Source organism: Parapedobacter composti, assembly GCF_900112315.1.
Classification (GTDB): Bacteria; Bacteroidota; Bacteroidia; order Sphingobacteriales; family Sphingobacteriaceae; genus Parapedobacter; species Parapedobacter composti.
In genome coordinates this window covers 26,730-44,336 of record NZ_FOLL01000018.1, presented here as the reverse complement: position 1 = coordinate 44,336, position 17,607 = coordinate 26,730, and the positions used below count along the sequence as shown (strand labels likewise).

13 protein-coding genes and 1 tRNA gene are annotated in these 17,607 nt (G+C 49.7%); 4 read left to right on the top strand and 10 right to left on the bottom strand.

The features are described from left to right. Positions 1-16: 16 nt before the first annotated feature. The 10 genes from BM030_RS16230 to BM030_RS16185 all read right to left on the bottom strand — a co-directional run bounded on the left by BM030_RS16230 (position 17) and on the right by BM030_RS16185 (position 14,266). Positions 17-958, bottom strand: a complete 942-nt coding sequence (locus BM030_RS16230) for a bifunctional Delta(1)-pyrroline-2-carboxylate/Delta(1)-piperideine-2-carboxylate reductase (RefSeq protein WP_090974662.1) — start codon at positions 956-958, stop codon at positions 17-19. Between the two features lie 67 nt (positions 959-1,025). Continuing rightward, positions 1,026-2,219 carry a serine hydrolase domain-containing protein gene (locus tag BM030_RS16225; protein ID WP_170845782.1) on the bottom strand — a complete coding sequence of 398 codons (1,194 nt, stop codon included), beginning with the start codon at positions 2,217-2,219 and terminating at the stop codon, positions 1,026-1,028. 70 nt (positions 2,220-2,289) lie between these two features. Next, complete coding sequence (locus tag BM030_RS16220; protein WP_090974660.1) at positions 2,290-3,741, bottom strand: RagB/SusD family nutrient uptake outer membrane protein; 1,452 nt, start codon at positions 3,739-3,741, stop codon at positions 2,290-2,292. Between the two features lie 15 nt (positions 3,742-3,756). Beyond that, a complete protein-coding gene (locus tag BM030_RS16215) occupies positions 3,757-6,816 on the bottom strand; it encodes a SusC/RagA family TonB-linked outer membrane protein (RefSeq protein ID WP_170845781.1) in 3,060 nt (1,019 codons plus the stop codon). Between the two features lie 44 nt (positions 6,817-6,860). Then, positions 6,861-7,415, bottom strand: coding sequence for a collagen-like protein (locus tag BM030_RS19895; RefSeq protein ID WP_090974658.1), 555 nt, complete (start codon positions 7,413-7,415; stop codon positions 6,861-6,863). A gap of 11 nt (positions 7,416-7,426) precedes the next feature. After that, positions 7,427-9,061, bottom strand: coding sequence for a serine hydrolase domain-containing protein (locus tag BM030_RS16205; protein WP_090974657.1), 1,635 nt, complete (start codon positions 9,059-9,061; stop codon positions 7,427-7,429). Positions 9,062-9,256: 195 nt separating this feature from the next. Continuing rightward, on the bottom strand, positions 9,257-10,885 hold the full coding sequence (locus tag BM030_RS16200) for a serine hydrolase (RefSeq protein ID WP_090974656.1): 1,629 nt from the start codon (positions 10,883-10,885) through the stop codon (positions 9,257-9,259). A 1-nt stretch (position 10,886) separates the two neighbouring features. After that, positions 10,887-12,074, bottom strand: a complete 1,188-nt coding sequence (locus tag BM030_RS16195) for a dipeptidase (protein WP_090974655.1) — start codon at positions 12,072-12,074, stop codon at positions 10,887-10,889. A gap of 18 nt (positions 12,075-12,092) precedes the next feature. Next, positions 12,093-13,253, bottom strand: a complete 1,161-nt coding sequence (locus BM030_RS16190; protein ID WP_170845780.1) for a serine hydrolase domain-containing protein — start codon at positions 13,251-13,253, stop codon at positions 12,093-12,095. Positions 13,254-13,369: 116 nt separating this feature from the next. Next, a complete protein-coding gene (locus tag BM030_RS16185; RefSeq protein WP_090974653.1) occupies positions 13,370-14,266 on the bottom strand; it encodes an AraC family transcriptional regulator in 897 nt (298 codons plus the stop codon). A 317-nt stretch (positions 14,267-14,583) separates the two neighbouring features. Here BM030_RS16185 and BM030_RS16180 point away from each other — a divergent pair, with 317 nt between their 5' ends. From BM030_RS16180 to BM030_RS16165, 4 genes are all read left to right on the top strand, one after another. After that, positions 14,584-15,627, top strand: a complete 1,044-nt coding sequence (locus BM030_RS16180; RefSeq protein WP_090974652.1) for a D-alanine--D-alanine ligase — start codon at positions 14,584-14,586, stop codon at positions 15,625-15,627. A 10-nt stretch (positions 15,628-15,637) separates the two neighbouring features. Beyond that, entirely contained in the window at positions 15,638-16,747 is a 1,110-nt protein-coding gene (locus tag BM030_RS16175; RefSeq protein WP_090974698.1) for a mandelate racemase/muconate lactonizing enzyme family protein, read from the top strand. Positions 16,748-16,866: 119 nt separating this feature from the next. Then, positions 16,867-17,331 carry a hypothetical protein gene (locus BM030_RS16170; protein WP_090974651.1) on the top strand — a complete coding sequence of 155 codons (465 nt, stop codon included), beginning with the start codon at positions 16,867-16,869 and terminating at the stop codon, positions 17,329-17,331. Between the two features lie 179 nt (positions 17,332-17,510). Further along, positions 17,511-17,596: transfer RNA gene (locus BM030_RS16165), tRNA-Leu, on the top strand. Positions 17,597-17,607: the final 11 nt, after the last annotated feature.

Here is a 17,607-nt window from a genome sequence, read left to right as displayed (position 1 = left end):
CGGACCAGTTGGATCATTAGCGAGACGATACCGATTTGTATACCAATGACGCAGCCACCAAATCTTCGATAGCTAAGCCGACAGACTTAAACAGGGTGATTTCTTCCGGAGTTGTCCGCCCATCGTGTTCTTCCCTGCACAATTCCTTTATATCCGCTAAAATATCCCGTTGGCCGATCACACCTTCACGGGCCGGGATTCCCAGTTCGCCGGACTCGTTCAACGCCCCGTACCTTGAGTCAACAAAGATGCTGCTTTTGCTGACAGCAAGGTTGTCCGCCTCGCGCATCCCCATCTTGAATGAGCCTATCAAATCCAGGTGTTGACCGGCCCGAAGCCACGCTCCTTTAACCAGCGGCACTTCGGAAAGCGTAGCACATGAAATAACATCCGCCTTTCTGACGGCTTCCTCCAAGTGCCGCTCCCAGATTACGGGCACGGACAATGGTAACAGCCCGCGTTTAAACGTGTCAAAAGCCTCCTTACGGCGTGTCCACACCAGCACCTTTTGATAATCCCTCACGGCCAGATGCGCGGGTATCAACTCGCTGGCCACTTTACCCCCTCCTATCACAAGCAGGGTTGTTGGGTGTGCCGGGGCCAGGTAACGGGCTGCCAATGCTGAAGCACACGCTGTACGTATGGCCGTCAAACGGCCGGCATCCATCACCGCCATCAGCTGACCTGTGCGCGCATCCATTAAGCTGTATAAACCATGGATGGTGGGTATACCTTTTGCCCCATTTCCGGGAGCAGAAACCACTTGCTTAACCCCTATATAAGTATCGTTCCATGCCGGCATCAAGAGCAGTGTGTTTTCGGAACTTCCAGCTGGCCGATAAAAATGATGATGGCGATCGGGCTGTTCATACCGTTCCCTGAACCCTGTTGCCAATGCATCGATAAGCGACCGATGATTAAGTATTTCCCTTATTTGCTGTTCGGCGATTACGATCATACCTGTTTTGTGCTCCGGAACGGCGGCGTGCCGACGAATGTAAAACCTACACCCTTGCTGCCTCAAATCAAAACATGTCTATATCAGGCCAGTTGGTGGATGCGTTGTTCACTGCAGGCCAGACCAATTCATTCACTGCATTATCAAATCCGTCTGATGTATTGCGGGTGTTGAAAAAAATCGTCCAGGCGAAACCATTGGACGCCTTCACCATCCAGGTGCGGGTTCCGGCAAGTCCTCCGCCATGCCACCAGTTCTTGTTGACCGCACTGATGCGTATACCGCAGGCGTAGACAGAATTAGGTGAAGGTGTTGACATGACTTCGATGGTTGCCGGGCTCAATATATCGGACGGGGACGGTAGCCCATCGACATGCACAACCATCCGCAGGTAATCGATTGCCGACGCTATCCACCCTCCACAGGCCTCGAGCCGGGGAACAACTCCGGCGGCGTATCCATACGGGTTCTGCCCATGCTGGCCATAGTACTTTACTTCATTGGGTTTCCGTTCTGCCAGCGTTCCGCCGGCAATCTGCATATTTTTAATCCCCACTTTGTCAAATATTTCCTGCCGGATGTATTCTACATACGGCTTGCCGCTCACCTTTTCGATGATACGCCCTAGGAGGATATACCCTAAATTCGAGTAGTCCAGTTTCGTGCCCGGGGCTGCGGTTAGCGGTCGGTTTCTTATTGTCCATGCGATGAGCTCCCGGGCATTCAAACCGGGCTGCTGGAAAGCGGGATCGCCGCTGGAGTTGTTCCACCCGCCTATCTCATGCTGAAGAACATTCCGTAACGTGATATCGGTGATATATTGAGGATAAGGGGCGCCGCCATATTCGTCGCCCAGAATGGAGCCCGGGCCGAACACCTTGTCGTTCATATTCAGTTGCCCTTTATCAATCAATGTCATGATACCTACGGATGTGACAAACTTGGACAGGCTGGCGATTCTGAATAGGCTTGAAGTATCCACGGGCGTAGCCGATTCCCGGTCGGCCCACCCGTAACCCTTTGCGTACACCAGCTTCCCGTTCCTACTGATGGCGACGGACGCCCCAGGCACGTTGTAGCGGGCCATGAAATCGACGATGGGATCGTCAACCAGCGCAAGGCTAAATTCATGGTTACTACCCGGTTCCGGGAGGTCAGGCAAATCCGGCTGTAGATCCTGCTTGCTACAGGAGGTGAACACCAATGCCAACGCGAGCATCCAAATACCGGCGTGAAAAAAATGGCCGAAATGCCTCTTCATAACGCTATTCATAATAGAATAATTTATAAGTTTACGTTCCATCCATTCTAATTCCTAAACATTCCACCGATTAATTCCAGCCAGGATTTGGCTGAATATTCGGATTAGCATTCCGTTCCGCATACGGAATCGGCATGATAAACCGGTTGTTAGGATATTCGAATGTCCGGATTTGATTCGTCTGTATATGCACTAAAGACATCTTTTTACGGTTTATGTCAAATAACCGGTTGCCTTCAAAAGCCAGTTCCTTCCGGCGTTCCAAAATAATCCGTTCAACCAACGCGTCCCCCTGCAAGCCCGACACGCTTGCTTCAGGGTCGGCACGGCCTACGATCGCATTCAGATCACTTAAGGCACCTGCCGCTTTATCTGGCTGCGTTTTGCTTAGCTCTGCCCTGGCTTCCGCGCGGATGAGGTATACCTCCGATAGGCGAAGCACTTTTATGTTATCGTCACGTGATGAAGCCCCCAACGGGTATTTTTTAATAAAGTATGCTTCGGATTCGGCATTTTCCCGTGAGCCTGGCACGATGAGGTTACGACGGATATCCGTTTGCGAATAAGTATCGTAAAGTTCCTTCGTTGCCAACCATTCTCCGTATCCGCCTTGTTCAGACAGGTAACCTATACTGTTGGCGCCGTTGTTGTCCGTTGGCAGCATACCGATTTCGAGGATAGACTCAACACTGAATTTTTGCCCCCAACTGGCCACATAATCTGCATTGGACAGCAACGTATAGCCTGCACTTTCTTCAATCACCTTCGTCGCATAAATCTCGGCATTTTCCCAATCTTCCATGTACAGGTAAACCTTGGCCAGCAATGCCTGCGCGCCAGCTTTATTGAAATAGCCATTTTTCTTCGCGCTGCCCAAAAGCTCCTCGGCGCGCAATAAATCAGCCACGATATGCGTGTAAGCCTCTGCCACTGTGCCCCTCGATGGTGAGATGATTACCCCCGGCGGTTCAGTGACCAACGGTATTCCCAGATGCGAAGCATCTTCGGTGTAATTGTACGGCTGGGCGAAATAACGGACCATATCAAACCACGCCAGTGCCCGGCAGGCATATAATTCGCCCATGATTTGGTTGGCCGCTGCCCGCTGTCCCTCCGGGAAAGTCAGTTGGTTTCCTGCCTGAATGGCCAGATTTGCATTGGCAACCACACGGTTCATCTGCGTCCAAGCCCCTGTAACATAACCATCACCATTGGTGACGGTAAACCGGTCATGCCCGAGGTATCTCCCGCCATTGCGTATACTGATGAACGAGTTGTCGCCGAACAATTCAGGCGAAACGACAAATGTACGCCCATAATAGTTACTGTTGTTAAAGCTGTTGTACACCCCGGTGGTTGCCGCTGTGAGTGACTTCAAATCCTTGATGTGATCGAAACCGACGGACTGGGGGTTGGTTTCATCCAGGAAGCCCTCGCTGCACCCCGAACATAGTGCCGAAACCATGAGGAACATGCCGGCCAACCTACGGAGCTTTACCATATACTGAATCTTTGTTTCCATTTCAAATTAAATAAATTACCTAAACGAAATATCGATACCCAAGGCATACTGTTTGGCGATGGGCAAGTTCTGGTCATACTGGCCACCGTAGCCTACCTCAGGGTCGTAGGGCAGCAAATCATCCTTGACCCAGGTGTAGAGGTTGTTTGCCCGGAAATAAATACTGGCGCTGGCAAAAGGCAGGCGCAGGCGCTGTACGGGGAGCGAATAGGATAGCGTTACATCACGCAATCGAATGTAACTACCATCGTAAAGAAACCGGGTGGAATGATAGTCGTTTTGGCCCGATTGGTTTCCTCCGTATACAATCTTGGGATACTCGGCATCATCACCCGGCTGCCGCCAGCGGTGGCGATACACCATCCGGCTCATCAGCGCTGCTTCGCCCAGCATCGCCGAACCGTCTGAGTGCGTGTATGGCCCCCAAGGGTCATAAACGAAATTGCCCCAGTTGAAGTAAATCAAGGCAGAAAGTGAAAAACCCCTGTAGGAAAACGTATTGGTAAAACCCCCATAAAAATCAGCCAAAGCACTCTTTCCTTCCTGCTTGAAGATGCCTGCCTGATTGAATTCTGTGGTTGTGGCCGTCCGTGTACTGTCCGTAAACCACAAGGCCTGTCCCGTAGTACGTTCGACCCCTGCATAACCCCGCATCCGGAATTGGTAATAATCTCCCCCAACTTCGCGCACATAACGGCCTTCATAACGCCGGCCATCCTGGATAGCCGTTATTTTATTGTTGAGCGTAGTGATGTTGAAATCCGTACGCCAATCAAAGCTCCCGTTTTCGCCGACGACGTTATGTGAACTCAAGCTGATTTCCACACCGTAGTTTTTCATACCTCCCACATTGAAGTTCAATTGCGTTACGCCATTGGTATGCGACACCGGCATATCCTGAATCAGCCGCGATGTTTGCCGGGTATACCAATCGAAGGTTCCGCTCAACCGGTTATTCAACACGGAAAACTCCAGCCCAATATCCAGGGGCCTGTTCAGCTCCCATTGAAGCAACCCGCTCTCTATCTGTCCGATGGCAAAGCCCGGTTGGCCCATATAGTTCTGGTTGGTTGAGTAAAAACCCAAAGCTCCGTAATATTCGCCCAACATGTTACCACTGGTACCGTAACTGATCCGGAATTTCAGCTGGTTGACGAAATCTAAGTTCTCCATAAAGCTTTCCCGGTGTACATTCCATGACGCGCCAAGCGACCAGAAGTTGGCCCATCTCACCTGTTTACCGAAACGTGACGAGCCATCACGGCGTCCGGTAACATTCAAATAGTACTTCTGCTGATAGTTAAAACTGGTATTCAGGAAATAAGAAGCCAACGTCGCATGCGACCGGGAGCTCCAGGCAATGTAAGGCTCTGATGTATTTGCCAGGGTATACAGATCTTCAGCCACGAAGTTCTGAGCTTGCGTACTGACACTCTTCAAGTTGCGTTTTGCAGCCTCCTGACCCAAAGTCGCTGTGATACCGAAGTCGCCGAAGTCATCCTTGTATCGTAGGATATTATTTACCGTCCAGTTATTCCACAACCTATTATATTCCATGCCACGTCCGTTTACCCCCCGGCCATCCGGCCAGATTGGACTCCAATACCGGTAATCATCGGAATAATGGAAATCAATACCAGCCTTCCCTTCATACGTCAAATAATCCGTAAACTGATAAGCAGCCCCCACATTGCCGATAGCTTGATAAATATGGGTTTCGTATCTATTCTCGTTCTGCACAACCAATGGATTATAGGTGATTTGAGAATTATACTCGCCATTTTCATCCAGGGGAGACAGCCAGGGTACAAACCGATACAGGCTTCTCACCGGGTTCTGGCCGGTACCGGCCCCCGGCACGGTATTCAAATGCTGGGCTGTTAATGCGATTCGACCGTTAAACGATAATTTGTCATTGGCCTTGTGGTTGATATTCAACCGGCCTGTCTTCCGGTCGTAGCCCTGCCCCTTGGTTACGGCATCCTGCTTATAGTATCCGCCCGAAACAAAGAAGTTGGTTTTGTCATTGCCGCCCGATGCAGAAACATTGTACTGCGAATATTGCCCGATTTGGGTGATGACGTCCGTCCAGTCCGTATCAACATCCGGGTTAAGACCATTCTGAACCAAGTACAGGTAAGCCGCTTCGGGGGTCGTAATGGCTTCCAAGGTCGGGTTAATGTTACTATTGATAACCCCCTCAATCAGTAACTGCGTCATTTCCGCGGTGTTCAGGGGTTTGGCGCGGTCGCCAAAAGCCATGCGGTTCTGGCCATAATTTGCAGACATATTAATGCGGGTCTTCCCGGCCTTTCCACTTTTGGTAGTTATGAGGATAACGCCGTTCGCCCCTTGGGAGCCGTAGATGGAAGATGCCGAGCCGTCTTTCAGCACAGTAATATCCTCAATATCATTTGGATTGATGCCTGCACCGCTATTGGATGAGAAAGCCAGTCCCGCAACCCCCTGGGTGAGCATAGGCACTCCATCTATGACATAAAGCGGCGTAACCGTTCCGGAAAACGAGGTAAGCCCCCTCAGCCTAACCGTGGGGGCCGCTCCGGGTTGCCCGGTAGATTCCATTACCTGGAGTCCAGGTACATTACCCTGTAAAGAAGTTTGAAAAGTGCTCCGCGGCCGATCAGCCAGTTGTTCACCCTTGATAACGACGGCAGAACCCGTAATTGATGCTTTGGTTTCCGTACCATAAGGCACGGAAATTTCCACCTCGTCTATCGCCGTAACCATGGGTTCCATATACACGGTGAGATTCGCTAGTTCCCCGGCCAACGTGTATTCTTGAAGCGCATAACCAACAAAGGTAAACACCAGTACTGATCTGTTCGTAGGTACTTCAATAGCAAAGTTGCCCTGTCGGTCGCTAACCGTCGTACGGCTTCCCCCTTTAACGGCAATCGACACCCCCGACAGCGGTGAGCCGTCCTTTGCATCAACGACCCGCCCACGTGCAGTAAACTGCTGTACCGCTGAAATTGTTCCATTTGCAACATGGACGCCAATCGAAAGCAGCAGGATGGCCGAAATTAACACCTTATTTATATTATCTTTAATCATTTTGGTTGGCGTATGTCTCATTAATCTGATACTGTTCTCTAAGTTCAATTCAAATTCAGCACATGGCTTACTGTTGTGTAATCCTTCAGATTTATGCCGCTGGCCTGAAGCCCCCCGATTTCTTGCACTGGTACGACCACAATCCTCAATTTTTCAAAGGTTTCGGCTGCCGTCCCGCCGTCTACCCTTGCAATGTACAGCCTTGTCTGCGTTTCATTTTCAGGAAAGGTGTAGAATACGCGATAGGTTCTCCTCGGCGTTCCCACACTCGGTCCCGGCAGGTGTATCCAATTGATACCACGCGCAGCGTAAATCAGTATTACACTGCTTTCAAAGCCCTCTTTTGACAGGTCTTCCAACTGCACGTAATTTGAAGCCGAGGCTCCTTCGGGAACCGTAAAGTTCTCGTAGTTGTAAACTTTGGGACTAAACCCACCGGTGTCTCCTTTCTCTCCCTGTGGCCCCTGTTCGCCCTGCGGGCCTGTTTCACCGATAGGTCCTGCCGGCCCCATAGGCCCCTCTTTTTCACATGAAGACAAGTGGAACATCGTCAGGCAGCACAGCGCTGCATTCAAGATTAAGGTAACGGTCTTTTTCATATTGATTTTGATTAATGTTTGGTAAACGAAAAATGTTCTGCTCTCGGAATGCTTACGGTAAGTCCCATATGGCCATCCCTACTTCGGGTGAACGCGAAAAGTGCCCGCAACCCGTTTGAAAGCGTATAAAATCCTGCTTCATGGCCGTCTTCATAAGTGGGGTTAAGCGTCATGCTGTCGTGCGCTTTCCGGTACGCAACAAGTTTGCCGTCTTTAACCTTCAACTCGAGATCCAAGGAGAGTTCGTCATTCACGTAGCGCCCTTCCAACGCTTTCAGATCCTTTTCAGTGGGGTTGTACGCATTCACCTTTTTATATTCACGCACTTCATCAGCAGCATGTACCGCGATTGTACCTTCCGGCTTAAGGATATAGGTTGTATGTCCGGACACCAACGTGTCTTTCGCAATGGCGCCCAATGTGTCTTTACCTATAACAGCCACCGCGCCATCGGTCTTGATTTCGAAGCACTGAAAGTGATCGACCCCTTTATAGATACCCCGTAGATCAGCCAATTGGGAGGGCGACATGGCCACGAGGGATTTTGGCTCCGCCAACCTTTCTCCGGTTAACAGTTCACCGATGATATTGCGCACTTTCGCTATCTCGAACGATCGATCATTGGTAAGGCAGGCAACGGACACCTCTGCTTCCGGATAGTAAGCCAGCCAAGCCCTGTAACCGGCCACCAAACCACTGTGCGTGACCTCCCGTAGCCGGCCAAGATTCGTCACCCGCACCCCTCCGTAGGCATAAGCAATTTCACTCCCATCGATGAGTCGTCCCCTCGTTTCCCGCAATTTTCCCAAGGTTTCCCCGAATTTTCCGGATGCCCAGTGATTGCTCCACTTGATGAGGTCGGCGGCGGTCACCAACATACCAGCCGCACCGTGCGTCCGCTCCAACAGATCTTGCGTAAAATACCGGTTCGCTGCTTCGCTGAAGCGATAGGAATCTACCTTTTTGGTGACAACTTCCAGCGCATTGTCCCTCCACTTTGCATGCATGAAGCCCACCGGGTCAAGCACTTCACGGGTTGAAAACTTCACGAACGGCTCCTTGGTGATCCGGTATACGATGATGCTTAGGAGATCATAATTGGAGTTGGAATAGGAATATTTGGTGCCCGGCGCAAAATTCAATTCCCGCTGCCTGCAGATAATCTCTAGCGCGTCTGACTGGCTATAAGCACAGGCAAACGTAGCCTTTCCCATTAAATAGGTGATATTCCTCCAATCCCGCAATCCGCTGGTCATCGTAAGCAGATGCCGGATGGTTATTTCTTCGCCGTAGTCCGGCAACTCCGGAACGTATTTCCGCACATCATCGTCGAGCGAAAGGCGCTTTTGTTCTATTAGTTTGAGTACCGTGGCAGCGGTAAACTGCTTGGATACCGAGCCTGCTTCGAACACAGCGTCTGAAGTCATGGGTGTATTCCATTCCAGACTGGCCAATCCCATGGCCTTCTCGTAAATCAATTCATTGCCCGATGATATTGCCAGCACAACTCCCGGCTTACCCATATCCCTTCTCAATACGCTGTCCAGCCGAGCAACCCCGCCCCGACTCAGGGAGAATTGCGCCCAACATCCGTTATAAAAGCAGAAAATAAGCAAAAGACTACACCATTCTCTTTTCATAATCATGATAGACAAAGTTAACTACTATGTTTTCCCACCTATTACACGGGTTAATCACCTATAAACGAAAATTAATCAATTCGAAAACACCGGCGTTCGTTAAAAACAGGGCAATTCAATCCTCCCGGACCTGAAATAATCCGTCAGATCGGCACGAGAAAATCCGCTTTTTTATGCGGAAGCTGCAAAATTGAATGGAAGTCAATTTTTTACCGGAAAAAGCTCCAGATCATGAAAATCCCTGCTGAAATTGACCGCTGGTGAAAATGCTTTCATTTTTATCTCGTCCACTTTGCCTTCGGGGCCAATGATAAACGTAACGAACGCGTCGGATTTCAGGCTACGGTCGTCCCACCAGGCTACGAATGTATTATGCTGCCAATGCCGTAGCCGCCCCACCAACGCCGGAGTTTGCGAAAACCGTATGGCCAGGCTATCCCCTTCAACCTCAATAACCACATCGCCGTACCAGCGATCCCGGTACGTGCCAGCATATGCCTGCAAGTTCAATGACGGAGAAGATAAACTGTCGCGTTGCTGATGAGCTACTGATTCGATTGTGGCGACCCGTGCTTTTTGCAAATCCTCTTCCTGCTGATGGGCTGCCAACCAGTCAAACTCTGGTTTCACTTGCAGAAAATTATCCATTAAATGATGAGTAATGGCTTCAAAGGCATTGCGGGACTCCTGGTTGGTCAATACGGCTATCCCCAAGCCCAATCGGGGTACTAAGGTTACCCTCGAATAAAATGCACCACTCAATCCACCAGTATGCGTAACGATTTGATGATCACGATAGTTATGAATCCGGAAGCCCAGCCCGTATCCTGAATACTGTTGTTTCAATGGAGCCAGATGCGGGCGCGGTTTATACAGCGGCATGGGCGTTACGATAGTCCACAGCCGCTCAATAGCAGCCGGTGGCAGCAACCGCTTCCCGCTCGGTGACATCCCGGAATCCAGCTGGAATTTCAGCCATGCCGCCATATCACGGGCATTCGATGAGATCCCTCCAGCCGCATTAGATGCATCGCCCATCCGGATATCCGGAAAATTCCGGCCGACGGCCACCACACCCTCCACCGGCGTATGCGGATGAGCGATGTTGGGCTGCTTCATCAATTCAGAAATACGGGCGATACTCCCGCTCATCCCCAATGGCTGGAAAATACGGGATTCCACATTTTCCTCCCAGGATTTCCCAGTTATTTCCCGGATCAATTCACCTGCTACGACATAAAGGATATTATCATATGCATAAGCCTGCCGGAAACTCGTAGCTAACGGAATATATTTCAACCGCTCAACAATCTCTCTTGCGGAGTAAGTTGTGGGCGGAAACTGAAGAAGATCTCCCGCTCCCAAGCCTAGTCCACTTCTGTGCACCAGCAAATCCTCAATCGTAAGATGATTGGTAACATACGGATCGGCCATCTTAAACCAAGGTAAATGGTCAATTACCAAATCGTCCCAACCGATCTTACCCTCCTCTACTAAGAGTGCTAACAGCGTAGCAGTAAAGGCTTTTGAGTTGCTGGCGATGCAAAACAGCGTACGGTCGTCCACCGGATCCGGCTTATCCAGCACTTTTACGCCATACCCTTTCGCCAATAAGACTTCGCCGTCTTTCACCACGGATATGCTCACGCCCGGCACCCCGAATGCTTCCAGCACCTGTTGCACATATTGATCAAAACCTTCGGGCATCGCAGCGGTATGCGGTTTACCTGACTGAGCCACGGCCGTATTTAGCAGCAAAACCATCGCCAGCATCCGGGCAAGTGTATGAGCCAGCGTCCCGTGTTCCAATAATACCAACATATTGTTCATCTTATCGAGTTTTAGCCTGAATGTTATCTTGGAGCACCCTTAGCACATTAGCCCCCAAAATTTTAGTTACGTCTTCACTGGAATAGCCTCGGTCTGCCAGTGCTTGGGCAAGCCGAGGATATCCGGTCACGTCTCGTAACCCATCGGGGTAAGGGAAAGTAGCCAGCCCGAAATAATCGCTCCCGATGCCAACATGGTCTATGCCCGCGACCGACACAATGTGGTCGATGTGATCCACTACGCGGCCGATGGGCGGCCTCAATTCATCGCCCAGGTCGGGCTTGACCGACAACAAAGCAGCCGTCAGCCGATCATGGGAGTCATATCCGGCCGCTTTCAGGGAATCCACCACAAGGGGATACCGTTGCATGGCTTTCTCAATACGTTGGTTATAAGTATCGTCCAAAAACGGCGCGTAAAACGTTACGCACACTACTCCTCCCGTTTTGGCAATAGCGCTAATCTGATGGTCGGTTAAATTGCGGTGCACATTGCACAAGGCCCGGGCGTTGGAGTGAGAAGCCAGGATTGGCAGCTTAGACACCGCTATCACGTCATAAAACGTTTTTTCGCCCGCATGGGATACATCTACCGCCATGCCCAGCTTGTTCATCCGCCGCACCACCTGCTTCCCGAAATCAGTCAATCCCTTCCATTCCAGTTGCTTGCCAGCGTCCTCTTCGTCGGCAGACGATGTGGCCCAAGTGTTGCTGTTATTCCAGGTGAGGGTCATGTAAACGACCCCGCGTTTGGCCAGACTATCAAGGTTATCCAGATCGTCGCCCATCATGTGCCCCCCCTCCAGGCCGACCATGCCCGCTATCCTGCCCTCGGCAATCATTTCTTTTGCCTGTAGCACCGTATGTGCGACCCCAATTTTATCACGATGGCGGCGTGCAAGGGCATAAAGCGAGTCGATTTGCCGGTTTGCAAAACTAAAACCCTGGCTACCGGTATAACGCTGGTCGCCAAACACCGCAAAGATCTGTAATCCCACTCCGCCTGCTTTCAACCGGACAAAATCCGTATTTCCTGTGTCCAGCAGAACGGAGATATCAAAGCCCTTCAATACGGTGCCGGACAATACATCGTTATGCGCGTCCACGACGATGGGATCCGCCTTACGCTTAGACAATTCCCCGCATGAGGCTAATAGCCATACCAAAGACAATAACACTTCGTATTTCATGATAAAAAACTCTATGCCTTAAAACTCCTGAGGGTTGGGCCAGACGATTGTAGTATCGGAAACCACCGTGGTCAATACCTTCTCCAAGTCCGTAAAGAAATCACCACCGGTCACGCGGGTGTTGGTTAATACCGTCCAATTGAACCCATTGGCCATCCTCTTCAGGTGTGTCCCGGTGCCGGGAAGTGAACCACTATGCCACCAATTGCCATCGCCATCCACCCGCCATCCATAGGCGTAGGTGGTGTTATCCGTGGCATTGGCTACGGTTGTCATCAACTGGATAGTTTCATCGCTCAATATATCCGGCTTGTTGGAAAAACCATCCACGTGCGCCATTAAGGTCATTAAATCTTCAGCCGATGCCAACCATCCTCCATGTGCGTCCATCCGGGAAATGTTGTAAATGTAAGGATGCAGCCCGCCCGGTTGCTGCCCGTAATATAGGGTTTCCCCGGGAACACGGTCGGCCAGCGTATTGCCTCCTATCCGCATACTCTTGATTCCCAATCGGGTTAAGACCGAATTTTTCACATAGTTTTCATACGTCTGCATTGTCACCGTTTCGATAATCCGCCCTAAGAGGCAATAACCAAAATTGGAGTATATATACCGTTCGCCCGGAGTGTACTCAAGCGGAATGCTATCCAGCGTATAACTGATGAGTTTATCCACGGGCCACGTTGGATGCAAAAACATGGGATCTTTTCCATTCTTATTACCCCACCCCCCACACGTGTGCTGTAGCAGATGCCTGACGGTAATAGCAAATATATCCTTGGCATATGGTGCAGTGCCATACCGGGTACCAAGTATCCCATCCGATCCAAACACCCGTTGGTCGAGTGAAAGCCGTCGCTCTTCCACCAGCTTTAAGATGGCTATGGCGGTGATAGGTTTTGAAATACTTGCTATCCGGAACAGGTAGCCCGGGCTCATTTTTTCCTTTCGGGCCGTATCTGCATAACCATATCCCTTAGCATATACCAGCTGTTCATCTTTACTAATTGCCACAACGGCTCCTGGCACGTTATATTTGGTCATGAAATCAGCCATAACTTCATCGACCGCTTGAATGGGCACCGTAGCCGCCGCCCTCTGCTGGCCCCAAGCCAGAAGACTGGAGCATAACAACCAAAGTAACAGCAACTTAAACGGCAAAGTAATTTGATTATTCATGATATCCGAATAAAAGACACGCATGTAGTGATACCACGCAAAGTTAGCGGTTATCCACCCCCACCCGTTACATGAATTATCCGGGTATAATCAAATTTTAATCATTGCAAAACCGATTAAAAAAAAGCATCCGCAGAAAACGGAGCTACCGCCTTTTGCTTGGGTTTGAACCGCTCAACATACTCGCTTGGGGTCATTGCCATCGCCTTGCGGAATACCCGGTTGAACGTTATGGTATTAACGAAACCAGAAGCATAGGCTACCGCAGAAATTGTGTGGTATTCGCCATTGAGTAATTTCTTACAGGCTTCGGAAACGCGCAAATCATTGAGGAATGCAAAATAGGTTTTCCGTGTATACTTCTTGAAGTACGAACAAAACGCATTAGGCGTCATACAGGCTACGGACGCTATTTCTTCCAGCGTAATTTCGTTCATGTAATGGTCCAGCGTATACCGGTAGATGAGATCAAGCCGATCCGAGACATCCATGGTATAGGCGCTAAGCACCGACGAAAGCGGTGTCCATTCGTGCCAACTGCCAATGTCTATCAGTGTTTTGACAAACTTGAGAAAATAAACAAAACGGTCAAACCCTTTTCTGGACTTTACTTTCATGATGTCTTGCCCTACCGCCTGCACGCATTCGTCAGGCACCTGCAAGCCATTGTCTGCCATCTGGAGAAAATCCACCAGTGCCCCTAATTCCGGCACCTGCTGCTGCACGCCCGAAAGAGTTTTATGGTGATCGATATACAGGCATATCAACCGGATACTTCGCTGGTTGCCGTCTGATGCCTTGAACAGGTGGGGCTGATTAGCGCCGACAATATAGATTTCATCGGGCTTGAAAGCCTGAATGTGGTTACCTATGATAGAAGTTCCATGTCCCTCCTTAACCCAGATAACCTGCATCTCTCGATGCCAATGTAAATAAGGAACAGGATAAGTGTCCTGGAAAACGATAGACTGCTCATCAGGGTCATACATCGTCATTTGATGGAGAATCTTCATCTTGCATTGCTTTAAAATTCAACCCTGCCTCAAATGTTGGTCAAAATTGGTCGAATGTCATCCGCGTGACATCTCTGTTTGACGGTTCGAATTTACGAACACCATATCACAAAAACAACGGCATACTAACCAGCAACGATTAAAAACCGTTGCCTTTACCATGGATTTCCATCAGATTATACGATTATACGAATTTTTTACCGCTTTGCCTACTTCAGGTTCGTCGTGACACTGAATAAGAATTGATTATAACCCAATAATCGATGCACACCTGCCGCCGTAACACCAGTTTACTTTTGTACAAAAAGTAATAACCGATGAGAAAGACCAAGAAAAAAGTTGCATTACTTACTGGTGGATATACCAGCGAATACCCCATATCCGTAAAAAGTGCATCAAACGTTGCGACACAGCTGTCTGCCGAATTTGACGTGTATACGATTTATATCACACCGGATAGTTGGCATTACCTTACGGGTGATCAGCGTCGTATTGAAGTAGAAAAAAGCGATTTCTCCATTGCGTTGCAGGGGCAAAAGATTTTGTTTGACGTCATATTTATCTGCATCCACGGTTCACCGGGCGAAGACGGACGTTTGCAGGCTTATTTTGATTTATTGAATATTCCGTACACCTCGTGCCGGCAACTAACAGCCTCGGTCACCATGAACAAATATTTTACAAAAGCGATAGTTGCTGACCTTCCGGAATTGCATTTGGCAAAATCCGTGTTGCTCACAAACCGTAAAAGCGCTGAACAAGAGATATCAGCGGCCCGGCTCCGGTTTCCTTTGTTTGTGAAGCCTAACAATGGCGGAAGCAGCATAGGGCTCTCCAAGGTTAAAAATGAGCACGAGCTTACGCCTGCATTGGACAAGGCCTTTACGGAAGACGTTGGCCAACAGATCCTTGTGGAGGAGTTCATAGACGGACGAGAGATTTCCGTAGGTGTCTTCCGTTCTCAAAACGAAATCTCGGTGCTTCCGCCCTCCGAGGTTGTCATCCAAGCTGAATTTTTCGATTTCGAGACCAAATATCAATCCGCCAATACGATTGAAATTACACCCGCTCGGCTGTCACCCGACGAGGCTGCCCTGGTTGAACGGTCGGCAAAACGTATTTTCACACGCTTAGCGTGTTTTGGTGTTGTAAGGATTGACTTTATTCTCCAGGCCACCACCGGACATATCCATTTTCTGGAAATCAACACCATACCCGGACAGACCGACCAAAGTTTCATCCCTAAACAGCTCAGGGCTGCGGGCATTGACGTGCAAAAATTCTTCGTTGACCTTGTTAATGAGGCGCTTTCCATTTCCAAAGCGCAGGATCTATCAGCTGTTGTTGAACCAACCCAATAACGTTTCCTATATGCGAATCACACATACTGAGATCTATCGGTTAAACATACCGATGGAACCTTTCACCATAGCAACGGGTACCATGAACTACGCGCAAAACGTGTTTATCCGCATACATACCGATGAAGGGATCTACGGCGCAGGTGAATGTTCGGCGTTTCCGGTTATCGTGGGCGAAACCCAGGACACCTGTATAACCCTCGCTAAGGACTTTGCCCGGTTATGGAAAAACAAACCCGTCGCCCCTATCGCTTCCCGCCTTCAAGAACTGCACCATTACTGTGCCCGAAACTACACCATCAAGAGTGCTTTTGACATGGCCCTGCATGATCTTTCCGCAAAAGCGGCTGGCCTGCCCCTGTACGCCTACTTAGGTAACTCAGGTAAGGTAAAAAGGGACATCCATACCGATATTACCGTGGGTATAGCCGACAAGGAGACTATGGCGGCCAAAGCGGCAAGCTATGTGGTCCAAGGTGCACAGCACTTGAAAATAAAGCTGGGCAAAAGACCATCGGATGATATACAACGCATCGCCACTATCCGGCAGGCCGTAGGCCCAGCCGTCAGCATCCGAATAGACGCAAACCAGGGATGGGATTTCGACGCTGCCGTGAAGGCCCTTACGGGTTTAGCACAATACGACATAGCGTTCTGCGAACAACCCATGGGCAGTTGGGACGATGACCTGTTGCCGGCTCTACGCAGCAAAACTAGCATTCCTATCATGGCAGACGAAAGTTGCTACACCGCGCACGATGCCAGGCGGCTAATAAGAACCGGAAGTTGTGACTACATCAATATTAAGCTGGCCAAGTGCGGTGGATTGTCGGAAGCATTAAATATCCTGAAAGTTTGTGCGGATGCGGGGATGGCTTGTATGATCGGCGGTATGCTGGAAAGCAGATTTGCCCTCACAGCCAATCTACATTTAGCCTACGCATCGCCAAACATCCGCTTTTTCGATTTGGATAGCCCATTACTGGGACTACTTGAAGACCCTGTAGTAGGCGGTGCCCAGTATCATCAAGGTTATGGGTTAGTTACTGATGACGCAACCGGCATAGGGGCTGATATGGACAACGCTTATCTTAAAAACTGCGAAAAACATGTTGTTTGATGGCCATTGCCATAATGTTTTCTAAAAAGCAGGTTTAACTGACTCCGGAGATCCGACTTGTTGTGTAAATAGTTAAATTCGCATTATTAAACAATCGTAATCAATGAAATAGACTGTCCATGAACCCGCTATTCAAAAAGCTGAATTTCAAGGATCACAAATCCATCCTGGCTCTTAATCATCCGGCCAGTTTCCAGGCGGAACTGGATGACATGGCATCAACGGCGGTGGTTTTTACCGACGTGAACCAAGCGGCAAGCGTTCCCTTTGCCATTGTTTTTGTAACCAAACAAACGGAAATCGATAGCATCATCGCCCAGCTTGCGACGAAGCTTGAAGCGGACGCGGTCCTGTGGTTCTGTTACCCGAAAGGCACCTCCAAGAGGTATACCTGTGATTTCAACCGCGATACGGGTTGGAAGAGCTTGGGACAATACGACCTTGAACCTGTCCGCCAAGTGGCTATCGATGAAGATTGGAGCGCCCTGCGCTTCCGGTATGTGGATAATATAAAGCGCATTACCCGACGGGGAAGCATGGCACTGACGGATAAGGCAAAGCAACGGACCACGAACAAGGAGTAACCGGGCGCAGCGCGGAGACGGAGCCGAACGGACCGAATCAAAAAAAAGAGAAAATACCTTTGCAGATGAGCAAAACACGCTATATTTGCAGTCTGAAAAAAAGCCGAGCTTGATCATCATCAGCATGAGTGGTGGAACTGTAGACACGGAGGGCTTAAAAGCCTGCACAAAACAACCATGCTCGGATGGTGGAACTGGTAGACACGCAGGACTTAAAATCCTGTTCGCCCTAAAGCGAGTGCGGGTTCGATTCCCGCTCCGAGTACATTAAAACCG

Coding starts and splice junctions, on each gene's coding strand:
- BM030_RS16225 (WP_170845782.1), bottom strand. CDS start 2,219: ATGAAGAGGCATTTCGGCCATTTTTTTCACGCCGGTATTTGGATGCTC.
- BM030_RS16180 (WP_090974652.1), top strand. CDS start 14,584: ATGAGAAAGACCAAGAAAAAAGTTGCATTACTTACTGGTGGATATACC.
- BM030_RS16200 (WP_090974656.1), bottom strand. CDS start 10,885: ATGAACAATATGTTGGTATTATTGGAACACGGGACGCTGGCTCATACA.
- BM030_RS16195 (WP_090974655.1), bottom strand. CDS start 12,074: ATGAAATACGAAGTGTTATTGTCTTTGGTATGGCTATTAGCCTCATGC.
- BM030_RS16185 (WP_090974653.1), bottom strand. CDS start 14,266: ATGAAGATTCTCCATCAAATGACGATGTATGACCCTGATGAGCAGTCT.
- BM030_RS16175 (WP_090974698.1), top strand. CDS start 15,638: ATGCGAATCACACATACTGAGATCTATCGGTTAAACATACCGATGGAA.
- BM030_RS16190 (WP_170845780.1), bottom strand. CDS start 13,253: ATGAATAATCAAATTACTTTGCCGTTTAAGTTGCTGTTACTTTGGTTG.
- BM030_RS16230 (WP_090974662.1), bottom strand. CDS start 958: ATGATCGTAATCGCCGAACAGCAAATAAGGGAAATACTTAATCATCGG.
- BM030_RS16215 (WP_170845781.1), bottom strand. CDS start 6,816: ATGATTAAAGATAATATAAATAAGGTGTTAATTTCGGCCATCCTGCTG.
- BM030_RS16205 (WP_090974657.1), bottom strand. CDS start 9,061: ATGATTATGAAAAGAGAATGGTGTAGTCTTTTGCTTATTTTCTGCTTT.
- BM030_RS16170 (WP_090974651.1), top strand. CDS start 16,867: ATGAACCCGCTATTCAAAAAGCTGAATTTCAAGGATCACAAATCCATC.
- BM030_RS16220 (WP_090974660.1), bottom strand. CDS start 3,741: ATGGAAACAAAGATTCAGTATATGGTAAAGCTCCGTAGGTTGGCCGGC.
- BM030_RS19895 (WP_090974658.1), bottom strand. CDS start 7,415: ATGAAAAAGACCGTTACCTTAATCTTGAATGCAGCGCTGTGCTGCCTG.